The organism is Mitsuokella jalaludinii (assembly GCF_928722185.1).
Taxonomy (GTDB): Bacteria; Bacillota; Negativicutes; order Selenomonadales; family Selenomonadaceae; genus Mitsuokella; species Mitsuokella jalaludinii.
Window position 1 is genome coordinate 246,655 of sequence record NZ_CAKMXA010000001.1, and the last position, 20,264, is coordinate 266,918.

Sequence of the window (20,264 nt, forward strand, 5' to 3'; positions counted from 1 at the left end):
CGAATGGCAAAAGAACGATTGGACATCCTGCTCGTCGAGCGGGGGCTGGCCGGCAGCCGCGAGCGCGCGAAGCGCATGATCATGGCGGGCGAGGTCCTCGTCGATGGGCAGAAGATCGACAAGGCCGGCACGACGGTCAAGGCCGAGGCCGAGATACGGCTGCTCGGCCACGACATCCCCTACGTCAGCCGCGGCGGCCTCAAGCTCGAGAAGGCGATGAAGGAGTTCGGCGTGCGGCTGCAGGACAAGGCAGCGGCCGACATCGGCGCCTCGACGGGCGGCTTCACTGACTGCATGCTGCAGAACGGCGCGAAGAAGGTCTACGCCATCGATGTCGGCTACGGCCAGCTGGCCTGGAAGCTGCGCACCGACGCGCGCGTCCGCAACATGGAGCGCACGAACATCCGCACAGTCACGCCGGAGATGATCGGCGAGCCCCTCGACTTTGCCTCCATCGACGTCGCCTTCATCTCGCTGACGAAGGTCCTGCCCGTCGCCTACACCCTGCTCAAGGAGACGGGCGAGATCGTCGCGCTCATCAAGCCGCAGTTCGAGGCGGGCCGCGAGAACGTCGGCAAGAAGGGCGTCGTGCGCGACCCCGCCGTCCACGAGGATGTCATCCGCAAAGTCACGGCCTTTGCGCGCGAAACAGGCTTCTGCCCGCTCGCGCTGACGTACTCGCCCGTCAAGGGGCCCGAGGGCAACATCGAGTACCTCATCTACCTCACGCGCGCAGCAGGCGAGGACACGGTGACGGAGGAGCGGCTGCAGGAAGTCGTCGCCGAGGCCCATGCGGACCTGGATCATTAATCCATTGCCAGACGCCCAAGCGGAGCTGGGCCATGGCAGAGAGGAGATTCTATGCTGACGATAGCAGTTTTCCCGAATACGAATAAGCCGGAGGCCCCGCGGGTCCTGCAGCGCATCCTCGACTTCTATGCGGACAAGGCGGTGCGCATCATCATGCCGGTGGAGGAGGCGCGCATCTTCCAGCACGCGGGCTACGGCGTCACCGACATCGAGAACGTCAAGACAGACATTGCGCTGAGCATCGGCGGCGACGGCACGCTCTTGGGCGTCTGCCGCCGCTACAGCCACCATGCTGTGCCCGTCTGTGGCGTCAACATCGGCACGCTCGGCTTCATGGCCGACATCGAGCTCCATGAGCTCGAGAAGAAATTGCAGAAACTCCTCGACGGCGACTACCGCATCGAGCACCGCCTGCTGCTCGCGGGCTCCGTCATCTCGGGCGGCAAGGAGCGCTTCCTCGGCCACGCCATCAACGACATCGTCGTCAAGGGCGGCGTCGCGCGCATGCTGCACCTAGGCCTCTCGATCAACGAGAGCCATCTGCTCGACTGCAAGGCCGACGGCATCATCATCTCGTCGCCGACGGGCTCGACGGCCTACTCCCTGTCGGCCGGCGGCCCCATCGTGAACCCGAATGTCCGCGCGCTCATCGTCACCCCGATCTGCGCGCACACCTTCAACATCCGCCCGCTGATCATCCAGGAGGACGACGCCGTGCACGTCGCGATCGCCTCCATCCCGCAGGACATCATCGTCACCTTCGACGGGCAGGTCTGCTACCGGCTGCTGCCGGGCGACGAGGTCGTCGTCAGGAAGTCGGAGGCACAGGCGGAGATCATCAAGTTCGAGGACAAGGACTACTACCAGATCCTGCGCACGAAGCTCTGGCGTCCCGCAGGCGAGTAGACCCCTGTGACTGCGCAAGATTGCGTAAAGTGCGTAAAGAAAATGCATAAAGCATAAAGAAGGAAGGCAGGTATGTTGATGAAAGAAAGACGACTGGAGCTGATCCGCGAGATCATCCGCCATGAGATCATCGAGACGCAGGACGAGCTGGCGGCACAGCTGCGCAAGCGGCGCATCGCCGTCACGCAGGCGACGGTCTCGCGCGATATCAAGGAGCTCATGCTCATTAAGGTGCCGACGGGCGACGGCCGCTACCGCTACGCGCTGCCGGCGCAGGAGAATTACGCCTTCACGAAGGAGCGCATGCGCCGCGTCTTCAACGACACGATCGTCGACTGCGACTACAGCGAGAACATCCTCGTCGTGCGCACGCTGCCGGGCGGCGCGAACACCGTGGCCGCCGCGCTCGACTACTGCAAGTGGCCGGAGATCATCGGCACGGTCGCCGGCGACGACAGCATCCTCGTCGTCATCAAGCCCAAGGAGACGGCCCCCGTCGTCCGCAAGCGCATCCTCGACATGCTGCAGGACTGAGCGGGCAGGGCATAGTAGGAGGAAGTACATTCTATGTTGAAATCACTGACGGTCTGGAACTTCGCGCTGCTCGAGCACGTGCAGGTGGAGTTCCAGTCCGGCCTCAACATCCTGACCGGCGAGACGGGCGCGGGCAAGTCCATCCTCATCGACTCGCTCGGCGCCGTGCTCGGCGCGCGCATGTCGGCCGACATGGTGCGCTCCGGCTGCGACTGGCTGCGCGTTGAGGCAGTATTCTCACTCGAGGACGAGTCGCTCGGCCTGCACGAGCTTCTGACGCAGCAGGCCATCGACGACTCGGACAAGGAGCTCATCATCACGCGGCAGCTCACGCGGGCGGGCCGCAGCACGGCGCTCGTCAACGGCTGCCACGTCACGCTGGCCATCCTGCGCCAGATCGGCGCCTACCTCGTCGACATCCACGGGCAGAACGAGAACCTCGCGCTTCTCAAGGAGGAGAACCAGTTCCATCTGCTCGACGGCTACGACCCCGACGTCGCCGAGGCGCTGGCCGCCTATGAGTGCGCCTACCGCGAGTGGCGCGAGAAGAAGAAGGCCTACGATGAGAAGCAGCAGGCCTCGCGCGAGTACGCGCAGCGCCTCGATATGCTGCACTGGCAGGACAAGGAGATCTCCGAGGCCAACCTCAAGGCGGGCGAGGACGAAGCGCTCGAGGCGGAGATCCGCAAGCTCTCGCACGCCGAGAAGATCGTCGGCTCCATCGAGGAATCGTACGAGCTCCTCGAGGGGGGCGGCGGCAGCGGTCTCGGCGTCCTGCCCGCGCTCTCTCAGGTCAAGAAGGACCTCGAGGACATCAGCCGCTTCGACGATGCGCTCGCGAATGCCCAGAAGATGGTCGAGGAGGCCTACATCTCCCTGCAGGAGGCCTCGTACGAGCTGCGCGACTACGGCGAGAGCGTCGAGTTCAGCCCCGCGCGCCTCGACCAGCTGCAGAGCCGCATGGACGTCATCTACCGCCTCTGCAAGAAGTACGGCGCGACGCTCAGCGATGTGCTCGCGCATCAGGAAAAAGTCGAGCGCGAGCTTTCAGAGATCGAGAACTACGACGAGGACATCGCCGCGCTCGAAAAGGAGATCGCCGCGCTCGAGAAGGAGCTGGGGAAGAAGGCGGCTGCCCTGACGGAGCTGCGCAGAGCCGCGGCCAAGGACCTTTCCTCGGCCATCGAAGAGCAGCTCTTCGCGCTCGGCATGCCGAAGGCGCAGCTCGCCATCCGCGTGGAGCCGGCCGCAGACTACGGCCCGAGGGGGCGCGACGAAGTCGCCATGTTCTTCTCGGCCAACCCCGGCGAGGCGGAAAAGCCACTGCAGAGAGTCGCCTCCGGAGGCGAGCTCTCGCGCATCGCGCTCGCCATCAAGACGGTCGCCTCCTCGCGCGACTCGTCCGTGCCGAGCATGGTCTTCGATGAGATCGACACGGGCATCGGCGGCCGCACGGCCCAGATGGTCGCCGAGCGCATCGCCCTCGTCGCGCAGTACAAGCAGGTGCTCTGCATCACGCACCTGCCGCAGATCGCCTGCATGGCCGACGCGCATCTCTACATCTCGAAGCGCACCGAGGAGGGCACGACGGCGACGCAGATCCGCCCGCTGTCGGAGCGCGAGCGCATCAGCGAGATCGCGCGCATGGCCTCAGGCGCCGACATGACGACCGCCTCGCTCGACAACGCGCGCGAGATGGTCTCGCACGCGAAGATGAAGAAGGACGCCTTCCGCCGGGAGGCCAGCTTGTGAGTTTTCCCGCTTTTTCTCATCTTGCGATGGTATGATACGGGCAATGAGTCATGTGAAGCATGATTGATAGATTGATAAGTAAGATAGATAGTCTTGTTTAGGAGGTCAATGGTTATGTATGAGGATCTGATCGAGAAGAAAGTCAGCAGCAAAGCTATCTTCGATGGCGTCTTGCTCCACGTCAAGCGCGACACGGTCGAGCTGCCGAACGGCAAGGAGGCGACGCGCGAGTGGATCAAGCATCCGGGGGCATCGTCTGTCATCCCCATCCTGCCGGACGGCCGCATTATCCTCGTGCGCCAGTACCGCTACCCGATCGGCGAGGTGACGCTCGAGGTGCCGGCCGGCAAGCTCGACGCGCCCGACGAAGACCCGCTCGTCTGCGCCGAGCGCGAGCTCTCGGAGGAGACGGGCTACACGGCCGCGCGCATCACGAAGCTCACGACGATTGCGACGACGGTCGGCTTCTCGAACGAGAAGATCCACCTCTACGCGGCCGAGGGCCTGACGGCCGGCAAGCAGCACACGGACGAGGACGAGTTCATCAACGTCGTCAAGGTGCCCTTGGAAGAAGCCGTGGCCATGGCGCAGGACGGCCGCATCGTCGACGCGAAGTCCGTCATCTCCATCCTGATGCTCGCGCAGCAGAGAGCCGCAAAGTGAAGCAAGTAAAGGAGATCTTATGTTTGATTTCAATCCGCTCGACCTCATCGCGGGCATCCCGGGCCTGATCATCGCGATGGTCATCCACGAGTACGCGCACGCGCGCGTGGCCGTCGCCCTCGGCGACAGGACGCCGATGCTCATGGGCCGCCTGACGCTCAACCCCGCGGCCCACATCGACCCGGTCGGCCTCATCATGCTCTTCCTCGTGCGCTTCGGCTGGGCCAAGCCCGTCATCATCGACCCGCGCAACTTCAGGAAGCCGCGCCGCGACGACATCCTCGTCTCGCTCGCGGGCCCCGCGGCCAACCTCGTGACGGCCTTCTTCGCGCTCGTCGCCCTGCTCGTTCTCAAGAGCACCATGGGCCACCTGAGCTTCGGCGTCTACCAGGTCTTCCAGCTCATCATCATCTACAACATCAACTTCGCCATCTTCAACCTCATCCCGCTGCCGCCGCTCGACGGCTCGCACGTCCTGATGCAGCTGCTGCCGCCGAGGATGGCCTACAGCTACGCGCGCCTCGAGCGCTACAGCTTCCTGATTCTCATCGCGCTCATCATGACGCCGGTGCTCAGCATGATCTTCATCCCGCTGCAGCGCCTGATCTGGCAGATCTTCATGCTGCTCCTGATGCCGTTCTTCTGAGCGCCTTGAGCGGATTGAGATAGTTGAGATAGCATGGACGTTATAAACGACACGAACGCAAAGAAAGACTATACGTTTCACCTCGCCGCCTTCAACGGCCCCTTAGAGCTCCTGATGCACCTCATCGAGAAGAACAAGATCGACATCTACGACATCCCGATCGCGGAGCTCACGCGCCAGTACCTCGACTACCTCGAGGCGATGCGCGAGATGGACATGGAGGTCACGAGCGCCTTCCTCGTCATGGCCGCGACGCTGCTGCAGATCAAGTCGCGCATGATGCTGCCGAAGAAGAAGGCCGAGGAGAATGAGGAAGAGGACCCGCGCCAGGAGCTCGTCGAGCGCCTGCTCGAGTACCGGCGCTTCAAGGAGGTCAGCGAGGTCCTCGGCTCGATGGCCGACCTGCAGGAGCACTTCGTCGGCCGCGCGCCGCTCGACCTGCCCGTGCGCCATCTGCCGCCGGAGAGCCTCGACCTCAACCTGCTCCTGACGGCCTTCCGCGAGGTCATGAGCGTCAAGGGCGAGGAGGCGGGGCTGCCGGCCGCCATCATAAGGCCCGAGCCCTACCATATCGAGGACAAGATGGAAGAGATCGAGGCGCTGCTGCGGGAGCGCGGCGGACGCATGCGCTTCGAGGATGCCTTTGAGCGCGGCACGCGCGACGAGCTTGTCGTGACATTTCTGGCCCTGCTTGAGCTTATGAAGCAGCGCACAGTCACAGCTCAGCAGTCGCATCTCTTCGGGACAATCACCATTGTCTGGCGGAACGAAAGGAGAGGGCAAGAGGATGAAAGAGAATGAAGCCGGCCGTCAGGCGGAACTGAGCCGCGAGGCGACGCTTGAGGCCGTGCTGTTTGCTGCGGGCAATCCCCTGCCGCTCGCGAGCCTGGCCGCCATCATGGACTGCGAGGAGTCGGAGGTGGTCGAACTGGCCCGCAGCCTGCAGGCGAAGCTCACATCGGAGGGCAGCGGCCTGACCGTCCAGCGCGTCGCGGGCGGCTACCAGCTCGTCACGCGGCCCGAGACCTATGCGACGGTCGAGCGGCTGAGCCAGGTCACGGACCGCCACCTCTCGGCGCCGACGATGGAGACGCTCTCCATCATCGCCTTCAAGCAGCCCATCACCAAGCCCGAGATCGAGCAGCTGCGCGGCGTGCGCGTCGAGCGCGCCCTCGCCAAGCTCCTGGAGCTCGACCTCATCTGCGAGCTCGGCCGCAAGCAGGTCATCGGGCGCCCCATCCTCTACGGCACGACGGCGACCTTTTTGCGCTGCTTCGGCCTCGACTCGCTCGACGACCTGCCGCAGCTGCCGGATGTTCCCGAGCAGCCCGGGCAGGAAGATGCGCCAGAGCCAGCAGAGCCGTCGCCTGGAGGCGGCAGCGCGCAGCACGAAAACGAACAACACGAATAACATCGACTGAAAAGCGGCACGCGGTTTCCCGTGCTGTTTTTTCGGATTTTCAGGAGGAATTATCTTGGTAGAACTCTTAGCACCCGCCGGCAGCCGCGAGGCACTCGTGGCTGCGGTGGAGAACGGTGCCAATGCCATCTATCTGGCGGGCAATGCCTTCGGCGCGCGCGCCTATGCAAGTAACTTCGACCGCGAGGCGCTGCGCGAGGCCATCCACTTCGCACACCTGCGAAAGGTCGCCATCCACGTGACGGTCAACACGATCGTGGCAGACGAGGAAATGGGGCCCCTCAGGGACTACCTGCGCTTCCTCTACGAGGCGGGCGCCGACGCCGTGCTCGTGCAGGACCTCGGCGTCGCGCGTGTCGCCCATGAGACGGTGCCCGACCTGCCGCTCCACGCGAGCACGCAGATGTCGGTCAGCAGCCTCGAGGGCGTGCGGGCGCTCGCGGAGCTTGGCTTCACGCGCGTCGTGCTCGCGCGCGAGCTCTCGCTCAAGGAGATCCGCCATATCTGCGCCCATGCGCCCGTCGAGATCGAGACGTTCATGCACGGCGCGCTCTGCGTCTGCTACTCGGGCCAGTGCCTGATGAGCAGCATGATCGGCGGCCGCAGCGGCAACCGCGGCCGCTGCGCGCAGCCCTGCCGCCTGCCGTACACGCTCGTCGACGAAAAGGGGCAGGACGTGCTCGGCGACAAGGCCGGCTCCTACCTGCTCTCGCCGCGCGACCTCAGCACGATTGACGTCATCCCCGACCTCATCGAGGCCGGCGTCTCATCGCTCAAGATCGAGGGCCGCATGAAGCGCCCCGAGTACGTCGCGACCGTCGTGCGCACCTACCGCGAGGCCATCGACACGTACTATGCGGGCAAGGGCTACGCCGTCACGCAGGAAGAGCGCGACGATCTCGCGCAGATCTTCAACCGCGACTTCACGACGGCCTACCTTGAGGGACGCCCGGGCAAGGCGATGATGAGCGACCGCCGCCCGAACAACCGCGGCCTGCTCATCGGCCGCGTCACGGCCTACGACTGGGATGCGCGCATCGTCACCGTGAAGCTCAGCGGCCGCCTCGGCCTCGGCGATCAGGTCGACTTCTGGGTCAAGGTCGGCGGCCGCGTGACGGCGACCATCTCCGCCCTGACCGATGCGAAAGGGCGCGCAGTCGAGGAGGGCCAGGCGGGCGACACCGTCTCCTTTGCCATCCCCTCGGCCGTGCGCGACCACGACCGCGTCTTCAAGGTCTACGACGCAAGGCTGATGGAGCGCGCCAAGGAGACGTACACCTCCGGCGCGCCCGTGCGCCGCATCCCCGTCGAGATTGCGGTCCGCGCCGCTGTTGGTGAGCCCTTGACCGTCACCCTCTGCGATGCAGAGGGGCATCGGGGGGAAGGCAGGACCGACTTCATCGGCGAGAGCGCGCGCAAGCGGCCGCTCTCGGAGGAGATTATCCGCAAGCAGGTCAGCCGCCTTGGCACTAGCGTCTATGAGATGCAGAGCCTCACCTGCGAGATCGCGGGTGAGGTCATGGTGCCAATGAGCGAGATCAACGAGGCGCGCCGCAAGGCCGTCGAAGCGCTCGACGCGCTGCGCCTCAAGGAGATCGAAGCGCGTGAGCATCGCCCCGAGCCAAAGTTCACCGACCGCATCGCGCGCCCGATCCCCAAGAAGGCCGACTTCCTCGTCGCCGTCGACACGCTCGGCAAGGCAGAGGCGGCCCTCGCGGCCGGCGCCGACGGCATCCTCTTCGGCGGCGAGTCGTACGAGCACCGCGTCATCGCCCCGGAGGAGTACGAGCGGGCCTGGCAGATGGCCAGAGAGGCCGGCGCGCGCATCGATTTCAACACGCCGCGCATCGTGCATGACGGCCAGCAGAAGCACGTTGAGCGCCTGCTCGCCGCCTTTGCCGCCTTCCCGCCCGACGCCGTCCACGTCCACAACATCGCCATGCTCGCGCTCGTGCGCCGCCTGACGGATTTCGCCATCCACGCCGACTACTCGCTGATCTCCTACAACAAGCAGACGCTCGCCTTCCTCAAGGACTACGGCGCCTCTGGCGCGACGCTCTCGCCGGAGCTCACGGCCAAGGAGATCCGGCAGCTCGCCAAGGAGAGCCCGCTGCCGCTCACGTGCATCGTGCACGGCCGCCTCGAGCTCATGGTCTCGAACTACTGCGTGACAGGCAGCTTTTTAGGCGGCTGTGGCGAGGGCCCCTGCACCCAGCCGTGCACGCGCGGCCACTTCGCGCTCAAGGACCGCAAGGATGCGCTCTTCCCGCTCGCGATGGACCAGTTCTGCCACATGCACGTGCTCAACAGCAAGGTGCTCTCGATGATGCCGCACGCGATGAAGTTTCGCGCCGCGGGCATCGAGACGATGCAGATTGAGGCCAAGGCCATGGGGGAGAAAGAGATCGCGGCCATCGTCAAGGCCTACCGGAAGGCGATGGCCTTCCCCGAAGAGCCCGCGGAGGCCCAGCTCTCCTGGATCCACGAGCAGGAGGGCAAAGACATCACGCGCGGCCACTACTTCCGCGGCGTGCTCTGATTTCCCCAGATGTAGATTGAGATAGAGGTAACTGATGGAACAAGAAACCTATAAGATCATGGAATACGACAGGGTCCGGGAGATGCTCGCGGGCTGTGCCTCCTCGCTGATCGGCAAGGAGCGCGCCCAGACGATGCTGCCGACGAGCGACTTCGACGAAGCCGTCGAGTGGATCCAGCAGACGACAGAGGCCGTGACCGTCCTCGCGACGGCCACACCGCCGTTCGGCGGCATCTTCGACATCCGGCCGCATCTGAAGAAAGTGAAGATGGGGGCCGTGCTCGACCTCGACGAGATCACGAGCATCATGAGCACCCTCTACGCGATGCGAAATATCAAGCACTTCTTCCGCGACAGCGAGGTGGAGGCGCCGACGCTCCGCTCGTGGGCGAGGAGCATCGAGATCCTCGGCCAGCTCGAGCGCCTGCTCGACAACACCGTCGACGAGCACGGCGCCATGCGCGAGGACGCGAGCGTCGAGCTGCGGCGCATCCGCCGCGAGCTTCACGCCGCCCAGGCGCACATCAAGGAGCGCATCTCGAGCATCCTCCACAATGCCGAGTACCAGAAATTCTTCCAGGACGCCATCGTCACCGTGCGCGACGAGCGCTACGTCATCCCCGTCAAGCAGGAGTACCGCTCGCGCTTCCCGGGCATCGTCCACGACCAGTCGGCCACGGGCGCGACGCTCTTCATCGAGCCGATGGCCGTCGTCGAGCTCAACAACGACGTCAAGCAGCTGACGCTCGCCGAGCAGCAGGAGATCCAGCGCATCCTGCGCCACCTGTCCGCCGAGATCAACAAGAACAGCGGGACGCTCACCGAGAACTGCCGCATCCTCGGCGACCTCGACTTCGCCTTCGCCAAGGCGCGCCTCGCGCAGATGATGGAGGCAAACCGCCCGGAGCTCAACCGCGAGGGCCGCACGGATCTTCGCGAGGCGCGCCATCCCTTCATCGCGAAGGACAAAGTCGTGCCGATAGACATCCGCATCGGCGAGGACTACCGCATGCTGCTCATCACCGGCCCGAACACGGGCGGCAAGACGGTCAGCATGAAGACGCTCGGCATGATGGTGCTGCTCGCCCAGTCGGGCTGCTATCTGCCGACGGCGCCGGACCCCGTCATCGCCGTTTACCCGAACATCTACGCCGACATCGGCGACGAGCAGAGCATCGAGCAGAGCCTCTCGACCTTCTCCGCGCACATGACGCACATCGTGCGCATCCTGAAGCGCGTCGAGGAGGACGACCTCGTGCTCTTAGACGAGCTCGGCGCGGGCACCGACCCCGAGGAGGGCGCGGCGCTCGCCATGGCCATCCTCGAGAAGCTCCTGCAGTTGCGCGCGACGACCGTCGCCACGACGCATTACTCCGAGCTCAAGACGTTTGCCTACTCGCGCGAGGGCATCGAGAATGCCTGCGTCGAGTTCGACGTCAAGACACTGCGGCCGACGTACCGGCTGCTCATCGGCATGCCGGGCGCGAGCAACGCCTTTGCCATCAGCCGCCGCCTCGGCCTCTCAGAATCCCTGATCCTCCGCGCGCAGCAGCTCGTCAAGGCCGACCACGCGCAGTTCGAGCACGTCATCAACGAGCTCGAGAACGAGAAGATGATGTACGAGCAGCGCAACGCCGACATCCTCGAGCGCCAGCAGCGCGTCACCGAGCTCGAGGCGAAAGTCGCGCGCACGAAGGAAGAGCTCGCCAAGAAGAAGGGCGACTTCATCCGCAAGGCGCGCGAGCAGAGCGCCGCGATGGTGCGCCGCACGCGCCGCGAGTCCGAGGCCATCATCAAGGAGCTCAAGGAGCAGTTCGACGACCAGGGCATCAAGCGCCGCCAGCAGGCCATCCAGGACGCCCGCGCGAAGCTCAATGAGGCCTTCGAGAAGTCGCGCCCCGGCATCATGGCCCAGAAGGGCGTCGGCAAGGCCGTGAGCCTCAAGACGATACAGCCCGGCGACATCGTCTACGTCAAGAAGCTCGACCAGAAGGGCACGGTCCTTTCCGTCCAGGGCAAGGAACTGACCGTCCAGATCGGCAGCCTCCACACGAAGGTCAAGGCCTCCGCCTGCCGCTTCCTCGACCATGCGCCCAAAGAGACAAAGGCGGCGGGCGCGCCGGCCGCTTCATCTTCGCGCCGCCAGTCCAACGCCTTCATGCAGAAGACGCAGACAATCGGCCGCGAGATCGACATCCGCGGCATGATGGTCGACGAGGCCGAGGTCGCAGTCGGCAAGTTCCTCGACGATGCCGTCATGGCCGGCCTCTCGCAGGTCCTCATCATCCACGGCAAGGGGACGGGCGCGCTCCGCAAGGGCATCCACGCGTATCTCAAGCATCACCGGAATGTCCAGAGCTTCCAGTTCGCCGACATCACCGAGGGCGGCACGGGCGCGACCGTCGTCGAGCTCAAGTGATGCGCGGTATGCGGCAGATGGACGGAAATGACATCAGGCATAGGCTTTTCCACGAAAGTGTGGTAAAATAGGAGCCGTATATGTTTGAAGGAGGCGCCTAAATGGAAAAACGTTCCCAACGAAGCCATCAACAACAACGCAGTCCGAAGAAGGGCGGCAACACCGCCAAGCACAAGACTCTCATCGGCATTGCGATTGTCTTCCTGGTCATGCTGACCGGCATCGGCTGCGGTTTCCTGACCGCTAGCATGAATACGAAATCAGACCTGGCGGACGACATTCGCCCGCCGGCATCCTCACTCGTCTACGACAGCGACGGCAACGAGATCGCGACGATCCACGCGGCGGAGAACCGCATGCCCGTCAAGCTCGACCAGGTCCCGAAGAACCTGCAGGACGCCTTTGTCGCCGTCGAGGACAACCGCTTCTACGACCACATCGGCGTAGACCCGCGCGGCATCGCCCGCGCCATCTGGGCCAACCTGCGCGGCCGCACCGTCTCAGAGGGCGGCTCGACCATCACGCAGCAGCTCGCCAAGAACGCGTATTTGACGCAGGACCGCACGCTGAAGCGCAAGATCCAGGAAGTCTTCCTGGCGCTACGGCTCGAGCACCAGTACACGAAATCCGAGATCCTAGAGCTCTACCTCAACCAGATCTACTTCGGCCAGGGCGCCTACGGCGTGCAGGCCGCGGCCCGCACGTACTTCGGCAAGGACGTCGAGGACCTGACGCTCAACGAGTGCGCGATGCTCGCCGGCATCCCGAAGAGCCCGAACTACTACTCGCCGCTCAACAACCTGCAGGCCGCGCAGGAGCGCAAGGCGACCGTGCTCGACCAGATGGTCAAGTACGGCTACCTCGACTCGGCCACGGCGGAGAAGACGAAGCAGGAGAAGCCCGACCTCGTCAAGCCGGACCCGGCGAAAGACGACAAGGGCGAGGCCTCGTACTTCGTCGACTACGTCACCCAGAAGCTCATCGACAAGTACGGCGCTGACGCCGTCTACAAGGACGGCCTGCAGGTCTACACGACGATCGACATGGACATGCAGCGCGCCGCCGAGAAGGCGATGAAGGGCCTGCCGAACGGCCGCAAGGACGCAAACGGCGTCGTGCAGCCGCAGGGCGCCCTCGTCGCCCTCGACCCGCACACGGGCTACGTCAAGGCGATGGTCGGCGGCCGCGGCACGGACCAGTTCAACCGCGCGACGATGGCCGAGCGCCAGCCGGGCTCTGCCTTCAAGCCGTTCGTCTTTGCGGCGGCGCTCGAGAACAAGTTCTCCCCGTCGACCGTCATCAACGACAGCCCGATAAAGATCGGCGACTGGGAGCCGCAGAACGACGAGCACACCTTCAGCGGCCCCGTCACGATGCGCCAGGTCGCCCAGCACTCGATGAACGTCCCGACCGTCAAGATCGCGCAGAAGCTCGGCATCGAGAAGGTGCTCTACTACGCGCAGGAGATGGGCATCTCGACGCTCGTCATGGACGGCCCGCACAACGACAAGAACCTCGCCTCGGCCCTCGGCGGCCTGACGAAGGGCGTGACGCCCCTCGAGCTCACGAGCGCCTACGGCACCTTTGCCAATAAGGGCGTCCACGTTGACCCCGTCGTCATCGTCAAGGTCCTCGACCGCAACGGCAAGGTCATCGACGAGGCGAACCCCGAGCAGCACAATGTCATCAGCGAGTCGAGCGCGGCCGACCTCACGAGCATGCTGCAGGATGTCATCCGCGCTGGCACGGGCCGCCGCGCCAGCATCGGCCGCCCGGCAGCCGGCAAGACGGGCACGACGAGTGACTACCACGACGCGTGGTTCGTCGGCTACACGCCCGACCTCGTCGCGAGCGTCTGGATCGGCAACGACGATAACACCTCCTTGGGCGGCATCTACGGCGGCACAGTGCCGGCCACCATCTGGAAGAACTTCATGACCGAGGCCCTGAAGGGCACGCCGGCCAAGGACTTCGACGGCTCCGAGTCGTCCGGCGGCGATTCCATCGGCTCGCTCGAGGACGACAAGAGCACAGCCGTCACCAAGAAGAGCGCCGCGCCGGCCAAGAAGGAAGAGAAGCCCGCTGAGAAGAAGTCCAAGGACGAAGGCAAGAAGCAGCCGGGCCAGCAGCCCGCAGCGCCGCAGGGCCAGGCCCCGGCGAGTGCTCCGGCCTCTGCCGGCGGTGGCGGCGGTGCCGCGCCTGAGCCGGGCAGCAGCGTCTCCAAGGGACGCAACTGAGTGGAATGACGAGCAGCACCTGAGGCGTGCTGCCTGAGATACCTGAGATACCTGAGATAAAGGAGAGAGATCTTTGGCAAATGTATTTGACACCCTGAAAGAGAGAGGCTTCATCGCCCAGTGCACGAATGAGGCAGAGCTCCGCGAGCTCTTCGACAAGGAGCGCGTGACCTTCTACATCGGCTTCGACCCGACGGCCGACAGCCTCCACGCCGGCCACTTCATCGCCCTGATGGCGATGGCGCACATGCAGCGTGCCGGCCACCGCCCGATCTGCCTCGTCGGCGGCGGCACGGGCACGGTCGGCGACCCGACGGGCCGCACCGACATGCGCAAGATGCTGACGGACGAGGACATCGAGCACAACTGCGAGTGCTTCAAGAAGCAGATCGCGCGCTTCATCGACTTCTCGGACGGCAAGGCCATCATGGTCAACAACGGCGACTGGCTCCGGAAGCTCAACTACATCGACCTTCTGCGCGACGTCGGCGCCTGCTTCACCGTCAACCGCATGCTCGCGGCCGAGTGCTACAAGCAGCGCTGGGAGAAGGGCCTGACCTTCCTCGAGTTCAACTACATGGTCATGCAGGCCTACGACTTCCTCGAGCTCAACCGCCGCTACGGCTGCAAGCTCGAGATGGGCGGCGACGACCAGTGGTCGAACATCATCGCCGGCGTCGAGCTCAACCGCCGCAAGAACAACGTGGCCGTCTACGGTCTGACGAACAAGCTCCTGACGAAGAGCGACGGCAAGAAGATGGGCAAGACGGCGGGCGGCGCCCTCTGGCTCGACGCCGAGAAGACCTCGCCGTACGAGTTCTACCAGTACTGGCGCAACGTCGATGACGCCGACGTCGAGAAGTGCCTCGCGCTTCTGACCTTCCTGCCGATGGACGAGGTCCGCCGCCTCGGCAGCCTCGAGGGCTCCGCCATCAACGAGGCCAAGAGCGTGCTCGCCTACGAGGTCACGAAGATCGTCCACGGCGAAGAAGAGGCCAACAAGGCCAAGAAGGCCGCCGAGGCACTCTTCGGCGGTGCCGGCAACACGGCCGACATGCCGACGATCGCCGCCGAGACGGGCAAGAAGCTCCTCGACATCCTGACGGCCGGCAAGGTCTTCGCCTCCAAGAGCGAGGGCCGCCGCCTGATCCAGCAGAACGGCCTCTCCCTCAATGACGAGAAGGTCAAGGATGTCGACTACATCCTGCAGGAGAGCGACTTCACGGACGGCGAGGCCATCGTCAAGAAGGGCAAGAAGAAGTACTTCAAGCTCGTGAAGTGAGCCGCGTGGCTTGCAATAAGAAAAACGCGCCAGACGCTTGTGGGATGGCGCGTTTTATGATAAGATAAGTAAGTTATCACACGATAGCGTGTAATTTTGATTGAAGGGCGGTTTCTTATATGTCAGGACATTCTAAATGGGCCAATATCAAGCGCAAGAAAGGTGCCAACGATGCCATCCGCGGCAAGATCACGACGAAGATCGGCCGTGAGATCACGATCGCAGTCCGCATGGGCGGCGCAGATCCCACGGGCAACATGCGCCTGAAGCTGGCTCTTTCGAAGGCGAAATCCAACAACATCCCGAAGGACAACATCAAGCGTGCGATCGAGAAAGGTCTCGGCAACACGGAGAGCGGCACGTATGAAGAGCTCATGTACGAGGGCTACGGCCCGGGCGGCACGGCTGTCATGCTCGACATCCTGACGGACAACCGCAACCGCACGGCTGCCGATGTGCGCCACCTCTTCTCGAAGTTCGGCGGCAACCTCGGCCAGGACGGCTGCGTTGCCTGGATGTTCAAGAAGAAGGCCGTCTTCATCGTCGAGAAGGAGACGTTCGACGACGAGGACGCCCTGATGGAGATCGTCCTCGACGCCGGCGCCGAGGACATGAAGGCAGAGGACGAGGTCTTCGAGATCACGGCTGAGCCGGACGCCTTCGACGACATCGAGAAGGCACTGGGCGAGAAGGGCATCGAGACGGCTTCGGCCGAAGTCACGATGGTCCCGGACACGACTGTCCACCTCGCCGGCAAGGATGCCGAGAAGATGCAGAACCTCATCGACGCCCTCGAAGAGAACGACGATGTCCAGAACGTCTACAGCAACTACGAGTCGGACGACGAAGAGTAATAGACTGGGGACGGGCTTTTGAGGCAAGCCTCTACGATTCGAACGATTCGAACGTTTGATTTGTAGGGGCTTGTTTTCGCATTTCTCACACGTTTTATGTTAGGGGAATTTATGTTAGCACTAGGAATTGACCCCGGCACGGCCATCTGCGGCTACGGCTTCGTCGAGTCGCGCGGCAGCCGGCTGATCCCGCACGCGTACGGCTCCATCTTCACCTCGCCGAAGATGAAGATGGAGGACCGCCTCATGAAGATCTACGATGAGCTCGACGCGCTCATCAAGAAGTACCAGCCCGACGTCATGGGCGTCGAGAAGCTCTTCTTCAACCGCAACGTCACGACGGCCATCCCCGTCGGCCAGGCGCGCGGCATCGTGCTCCTGACGGCCGCCAAGAACAACCTGCGGCTCGTCGAGCGCACGCCGATGCAGATCAAGCAGGATGTCACGGGCTACGGCAAGGCCGACAAGAACCAGGTCATCTACATGGTCACGAAGATCCTGCACCTGCCCGAACCGCCGAAGCCCGACGACACGGCCGACGCGCTGGCCATCGCCATCTGCACGACGCACTGCCTGAATAGCATCACTTGGAGGAATCAGCTATGATCGGATATCTTCACGGCAGGGTCATCGCGCTCTACACGGACCACTGCCTGCTCGACGTCCACGGCGTCGGCTACCGCGTCTTCGTCGCGAACTCGACGCGGACGAAGCTGCGCCTCAAGGAGGAGGCGAGCCTCTTCGTCTACACGAGCGTGCGCGAGGACGCCATCGTGCTCTACGGCTTTGCCGCCGAAGAAGAATATGACCTATTTCTGCAGCTTATCGGCGTCTCCGGCATCGGCCCGAAGGTCGCGCTCGGCATCCTCTCCGCCATCACGGTCGAAGGGCTCTGCCGCGCCATCCAGAACAAGCAGGCGAGCGTCCTGACGAAGCTGCCCGGCATCGGCAAGAAGTCGGCCGAGCGCCTGATCCTCGAGCTCAAGGACAAGGTCGCCTTTAGGGGCAGCGCGGAGGAGGAGCTCCTGACCATCGAGAACGCTGAAGAAGTCGGCGACGACGCCGCCTCGGAGGCCATGGCCGCGCTGCAGTCGCTCGGCTACACGCCCTCTGAGATCGCGCCCGTCATCCGCAAGACGGCCAAGTACAAGACGACAGAAGCCATCATCAAGGCTTCTTTGAAGGAACTCAGCCACATGTAAAGAAGGAGGCTCATTTTGGACGGATTCGATTCTTACGACGAGGACCGCATCGTCTCCATGGACGAGCAGCACAGCGACGACTGGCAGTACAGCCTGCGCCCGCGCAAGCTCGGCGAGTACATCGGCCAGGAGAAGGTCAAGGCGAACCTCTCCATCTTCATCCAGGCGGCGCTCTCGCGCGGCGAGGCGCTCGACCACGTCCTGCTCTACGGGCCGCCGGGCCTCGGCAAGACGACGCTCGCCGGCATCATCGCCAACGAGCTCGGCGTCAACTTCCGCCAGACCTCCGGCCCCGCCATCGAAAGGAGCGGCGACCTCGCCGCACTCCTGACGAATCTGCAGGAGCACGATGTGCTCTTCATCGACGAGATCCACCGCCTCTCGCACAGCGTCGAAGAGGTGCTCTACTCCGCGATGGAGGACTTCGCGCTCGACATCATCATCGGCAAGGGGCCGAGTGCCCGCTCCATCCGCCTCGACATAGCGCCCTTCACCCTGATCGGCGCGACGACGAAGGCCGGCGCCCTCGCCGCGCCGCTGCGCGACCGCTTCGGCGTCATCTCGCGCCTCGAGTACTACACGCCCGACGCCCTCGTGCACATCATCAAGCGCGCCGCCGAGATCCTAGACATCGCCATCGAGGACGAAGGGGCGCTCGAGATCGCGCGCCGCAGCCGCGGCACCCCGCGCGTCGCCAACCGCCTGCTGAAGCGCGTGCGCGACGTCGCCCAGATCGAGGGCTCCGGCGTCATCACGAACGCCATCGCCGACAAGGCCCTGCGCATGCTCGAAGTCGACGAGGCCGGCCTCGACCACACCGACCGCCGCATGCTGCGCACGATGATCGAGAAGTTCGCGGGCGGCCCCGTCGGCCTCGACACCCTCGCCGCCGCCATCAGCGAGGCGCGCGACACCATCGAGGACGTCTACGAGCCGTACCTCATCCAGCTCGGCTTCATCAACCGCACCCCGCGCGGCCGCGTCGTCACCGAGGCCGGCTATCGCCACCTCGGCATCCCATATCCCGAAAAATAAGATAAGAGAGGTGAGCCACTTGAAACTGTTGCTCCATATGTGCTGCGGCCCGTGCTCCTGCTATCCCGTCAAGAAACTGCGGGAAGAGGGCATCGAGCCCACCGGCTATTTTTTCAACCCCAACATCCACCCCTACAAGGAGTGGGACATGCGTTTAAAGACCGCTAAGGAATTCGCCGAGAAAGTCGGCATGGCATTCCACGCCGACGAGCACTACCGCCTGCGCGACTTCCTCAAGAAAGCCCTGCCCGCAGAAGCCCTGCCGAACGGCCGCTGCACCATGTGCTACACCTGGCGCCTCGAGGAGACGGCCCGCTTCGCCGCCGAGCACGGCTTCGACGCCTTCACCTCGACGCTCTTCTACAGCATCTACCAGCAGCACGACCTGATGCGCCGCACCGCCGAGCACTTCGCCGAGAAATACGGCGTCGCCTTCCACTACGAAGACTTCCGCCCCGGCTGGCAGGAGGGCATCGACATCAGCCACGATTTAGGCCTCTACCGCCAGCCCTACTGCGGCTGCATCTTCAGCGAAGAAGAGCGCTACTCCCGCGAGATCCGCAAGCAGCGCAAGAAAGAGAACAAAGCCAAAAAGCGCGCCCGCCTCGAACGAGAAGCCCGCGCGGCAAGAGAAGCCGTCGGCAACCCCTGAAAGCAGGAGCCTCGCTATGAAGCGCCGCCTTCCCCTCTGGGGAAGGTGCCAAGCCCCCGAGGCGGAAGGGGTCCATGCAATCGTGAAGGGAGTGTCTAGAATGCGAAGATTTTTGTCAGCCCTGCTGGCCGCCGCACTCGTGCTGTCCGCCGCCACCCCGGCCATGGCCCGCCATCATGCGCCCGCCGCACCGAAGGCGGATAAAGCCTCCGCAGCAGCGGCCCAGCCCGCAGAGCAGGCGCCTCTCCTGCGCATCGGCCTCACGAGCGGCCAGCCGAGCGTCACCGTCGCAGCGGGCGGCAGGGCAGAAGCCCGGACCGAGTCCGCCAAGCCCGTCGCGCTCACCGCCACGGCATCGTATGAGATTCGCTGGCAGAACGGTGCCTTCCTCGTCGGCCGCGAGAAGCTGCGCGGCGAGATACTGATCATCCGCCCATCCGACAAGCCGGATGGGGGATTGGCGCTCGACGGCCGCCGCTACCGCGGCGCGCTCGAGCTGCGCCACAGGGGCGCGGGCCTGACCGCCGTCAACATCGTGCCGGTCGACGACTACCTCCTGAGCGTCGTGCCCGAGGAGATGCCGACCGACTGGCCCGCCGAGGCCCTCAAGGCGCAGAGCGTCGCCGCGCGCAGCTTTGCCCTCAAGAGCCGCGGCCGCCATGCCGCTGAGGGCTACGACCTCTGCACGACGACGCACTGCCAGCTCTACAAGGGCATTGCCTCCGAAAAGACAGCCTCGACGGCCGCCGTCCGCGCGACGAGGGGAGAGGTGCTGATGTACGGCGGCCAGCCCATCGAAGCCCTGTTCCACACCGACAGCGGCGGCATGACCGAGTCGAGCGAAGACGTCTGGGGGAGCCATGTGCCCTACCTGCGCGCCGTCCGCGATACGCAGACCGCGACCATGCCCTGGACCAAGACCATGAGCACCGCCGACCTCGAACAGAAGCTCGCCGCCAAGGGCCACGCCATCGGCAGGCTGCGCGCCATCGAGCTCTCGCCGCTCGCCGTCGGCCGTGCCGCCAAGGACCGCACGGCCTCGGGCCGCGTCAAGGCGATGACCGTGACGGGCACGAAGGGGAGTGTCACGCTTTCCGGCACCGCCTGGCGCAGCCTGCTCGGCCTCAAGAGCGCGCTTTTCGATGCCAAGCTCACCAAAGACAGCGTCACCTTCACGGGCTCTGGCGCCGGCCACGGCCTCGGCATCTCCCAGTGGGGCGCCAAGCGGCTGGCTGAGACGGGCAAATCCTATGCCGACATCCTGCACCACTACTACACCGGCGTCACCCTGCAGACTGATTCCTACTAATATA

Annotated in this window: 18 protein-coding genes; all 18 read left to right on the top strand. The window is 64.5% G+C overall.

The genetic code is table 11. The annotated features are described in order from the left end of the window. Nucleotides 1-3: 3 nt before the first annotated feature. The 18 genes from QDI87_RS01230 (at nt 4) to QDI87_RS01315 (ending at nt 20,260) form a co-directional block, all read left to right on the top strand. On the top strand, nt 4-810 hold the full coding sequence (locus QDI87_RS01230; RefSeq protein WP_278742020.1) for a TlyA family RNA methyltransferase: 807 nt from the start codon (nt 4-6) through the stop codon (nt 808-810). Nucleotides 811-861: 51 nt separating this feature from the next. Then, nucleotides 862-1,716 carry an NAD(+)/NADH kinase gene (locus tag QDI87_RS01235; protein ID WP_278742021.1) on the top strand — a complete coding sequence of 285 codons (855 nt, stop codon included), beginning with the start codon at nt 862-864 and terminating at the stop codon, nt 1,714-1,716. 78 nt (nt 1,717-1,794) lie between these two features. Continuing rightward, a complete protein-coding gene (gene argR, locus QDI87_RS01240) occupies nt 1,795-2,250 on the top strand; it encodes an arginine repressor (protein WP_036376869.1) in 456 nt (151 codons plus the stop codon). 33 nt (nt 2,251-2,283) lie between these two features. Beyond that, nucleotides 2,284-4,002 (top strand): DNA repair protein RecN, encoded by a 1,719-nt coding sequence (recN, locus tag QDI87_RS01245; protein ID WP_278742022.1) that lies wholly within the window; start codon nt 2,284-2,286, stop codon nt 4,000-4,002. Nucleotides 4,003-4,116: 114 nt separating this feature from the next. After that, nucleotides 4,117-4,665 carry an NUDIX domain-containing protein gene (locus QDI87_RS01250; RefSeq protein WP_278742024.1) on the top strand — a complete coding sequence of 183 codons (549 nt, stop codon included), beginning with the start codon at nt 4,117-4,119 and terminating at the stop codon, nt 4,663-4,665. Nucleotides 4,666-4,684: 19 nt separating this feature from the next. Beyond that, nucleotides 4,685-5,311 carry a site-2 protease family protein gene (locus tag QDI87_RS01255; RefSeq protein WP_278742025.1) on the top strand — a complete coding sequence of 209 codons (627 nt, stop codon included), beginning with the start codon at nt 4,685-4,687 and terminating at the stop codon, nt 5,309-5,311. Nucleotides 5,312-5,344: 33 nt separating this feature from the next. Then, nucleotides 5,345-6,112 carry a segregation and condensation protein A gene (locus tag QDI87_RS01260; protein WP_278742027.1) on the top strand — a complete coding sequence of 256 codons (768 nt, stop codon included), beginning with the start codon at nt 5,345-5,347 and terminating at the stop codon, nt 6,110-6,112. Beyond that, complete coding sequence (gene scpB / locus QDI87_RS01265; RefSeq protein ID WP_278742028.1) at nt 6,099-6,722, top strand: SMC-Scp complex subunit ScpB; 624 nt, start codon at nt 6,099-6,101, stop codon at nt 6,720-6,722. Before QDI87_RS01260 ends, scpB begins: the two co-directional genes overlap by 14 nt. A 64-nt stretch (nt 6,723-6,786) precedes the next feature. Next, nucleotides 6,787-9,270, top strand: coding sequence for a U32 family peptidase (locus QDI87_RS01270; protein ID WP_278742029.1), 2,484 nt, complete (start codon nt 6,787-6,789; stop codon nt 9,268-9,270). A 34-nt stretch (nt 9,271-9,304) separates the two neighbouring features. Continuing rightward, nucleotides 9,305-11,689: an endonuclease MutS2 gene (locus tag QDI87_RS01275; RefSeq protein WP_278742030.1), complete on the top strand. Its 2,385-nt coding sequence runs from the start codon at nt 9,305-9,307 to the stop codon at nt 11,687-11,689. Nucleotides 11,690-11,790: 101 nt separating this feature from the next. Continuing rightward, entirely contained in the window at nt 11,791-13,926 is a 2,136-nt protein-coding gene (locus tag QDI87_RS01280) for a transglycosylase domain-containing protein (protein WP_278742031.1), read from the top strand. Nucleotides 13,927-13,999: 73 nt separating this feature from the next. Beyond that, entirely contained in the window at nt 14,000-15,208 is a 1,209-nt protein-coding gene (gene tyrS, locus QDI87_RS01285; protein WP_055160558.1) for a tyrosine--tRNA ligase, read from the top strand. Nucleotides 15,209-15,327: 119 nt separating this feature from the next. Continuing rightward, nucleotides 15,328-16,062 carry a YebC/PmpR family DNA-binding transcriptional regulator gene (locus tag QDI87_RS01290; protein ID WP_055160561.1) on the top strand — a complete coding sequence of 245 codons (735 nt, stop codon included), beginning with the start codon at nt 15,328-15,330 and terminating at the stop codon, nt 16,060-16,062. A gap of 111 nt (nt 16,063-16,173) precedes the next feature. Next, a complete protein-coding gene (gene ruvC, locus QDI87_RS01295; RefSeq protein WP_036376682.1) occupies nt 16,174-16,668 on the top strand; it encodes a crossover junction endodeoxyribonuclease RuvC in 495 nt (164 codons plus the stop codon). Continuing rightward, nucleotides 16,665-17,264 carry a Holliday junction branch migration protein RuvA gene (gene ruvA / locus QDI87_RS01300; RefSeq protein ID WP_278742032.1) on the top strand — a complete coding sequence of 200 codons (600 nt, stop codon included), beginning with the start codon at nt 16,665-16,667 and terminating at the stop codon, nt 17,262-17,264. Before ruvC ends, ruvA begins: the two co-directional genes overlap by 4 nt. Nucleotides 17,265-17,321: 57 nt before the next feature. Beyond that, complete coding sequence (ruvB, locus tag QDI87_RS01305; RefSeq protein WP_055160771.1) at nt 17,322-18,299, top strand: Holliday junction branch migration DNA helicase RuvB; 978 nt, start codon at nt 17,322-17,324, stop codon at nt 18,297-18,299. Nucleotides 18,300-18,318: 19 nt separating this feature from the next. After that, nucleotides 18,319-18,951 carry an epoxyqueuosine reductase QueH gene (locus QDI87_RS01310; RefSeq protein ID WP_278742033.1) on the top strand — a complete coding sequence of 211 codons (633 nt, stop codon included), beginning with the start codon at nt 18,319-18,321 and terminating at the stop codon, nt 18,949-18,951. Nucleotides 18,952-19,051: 100 nt separating this feature from the next. After that, nucleotides 19,052-20,260: a SpoIID/LytB domain-containing protein gene (locus QDI87_RS01315; protein ID WP_278742034.1), complete on the top strand. Its 1,209-nt coding sequence runs from the start codon at nt 19,052-19,054 to the stop codon at nt 20,258-20,260. The last annotated feature ends 4 nt before the right edge of the window (nt 20,261-20,264 follow it).

Bases quoted from the DNA above. Each gene is read 5' to 3' on its own strand.
- QDI87_RS01230 (WP_278742020.1), top strand. From the start codon at position 4: ATGGCAAAAGAACGATTGGACATCCTGCTCGTCGAGCGGGGGCTGGCC.
- QDI87_RS01235 (WP_278742021.1), top strand. From the start codon at position 862: ATGCTGACGATAGCAGTTTTCCCGAATACGAATAAGCCGGAGGCCCCG.
- argR (WP_036376869.1), top strand. From the start codon at position 1,795: ATGAAAGAAAGACGACTGGAGCTGATCCGCGAGATCATCCGCCATGAG.
- recN (WP_278742022.1), top strand. From the start codon at position 2,284: ATGTTGAAATCACTGACGGTCTGGAACTTCGCGCTGCTCGAGCACGTG.
- QDI87_RS01250 (WP_278742024.1), top strand. From the start codon at position 4,117: ATGTATGAGGATCTGATCGAGAAGAAAGTCAGCAGCAAAGCTATCTTC.
- QDI87_RS01255 (WP_278742025.1), top strand. From the start codon at position 4,685: ATGTTTGATTTCAATCCGCTCGACCTCATCGCGGGCATCCCGGGCCTG.
- QDI87_RS01260 (WP_278742027.1), top strand. From the start codon at position 5,345: ATGGACGTTATAAACGACACGAACGCAAAGAAAGACTATACGTTTCAC.
- scpB (WP_278742028.1), top strand. From the start codon at position 6,099: ATGAAAGAGAATGAAGCCGGCCGTCAGGCGGAACTGAGCCGCGAGGCG.
- QDI87_RS01275 (WP_278742030.1), top strand. From the start codon at position 9,305: ATGGAACAAGAAACCTATAAGATCATGGAATACGACAGGGTCCGGGAG.
- QDI87_RS01280 (WP_278742031.1), top strand. From the start codon at position 11,791: ATGGAAAAACGTTCCCAACGAAGCCATCAACAACAACGCAGTCCGAAG.
- QDI87_RS01290 (WP_055160561.1), top strand. From the start codon at position 15,328: ATGTCAGGACATTCTAAATGGGCCAATATCAAGCGCAAGAAAGGTGCC.
- ruvC (WP_036376682.1), top strand. From the start codon at position 16,174: ATGTTAGCACTAGGAATTGACCCCGGCACGGCCATCTGCGGCTACGGC.
- ruvA (WP_278742032.1), top strand. From the start codon at position 16,665: ATGATCGGATATCTTCACGGCAGGGTCATCGCGCTCTACACGGACCAC.
- ruvB (WP_055160771.1), top strand. From the start codon at position 17,322: ATGGACGAGCAGCACAGCGACGACTGGCAGTACAGCCTGCGCCCGCGC.
- QDI87_RS01315 (WP_278742034.1), top strand. From the start codon at position 19,052: ATGCGAAGATTTTTGTCAGCCCTGCTGGCCGCCGCACTCGTGCTGTCC.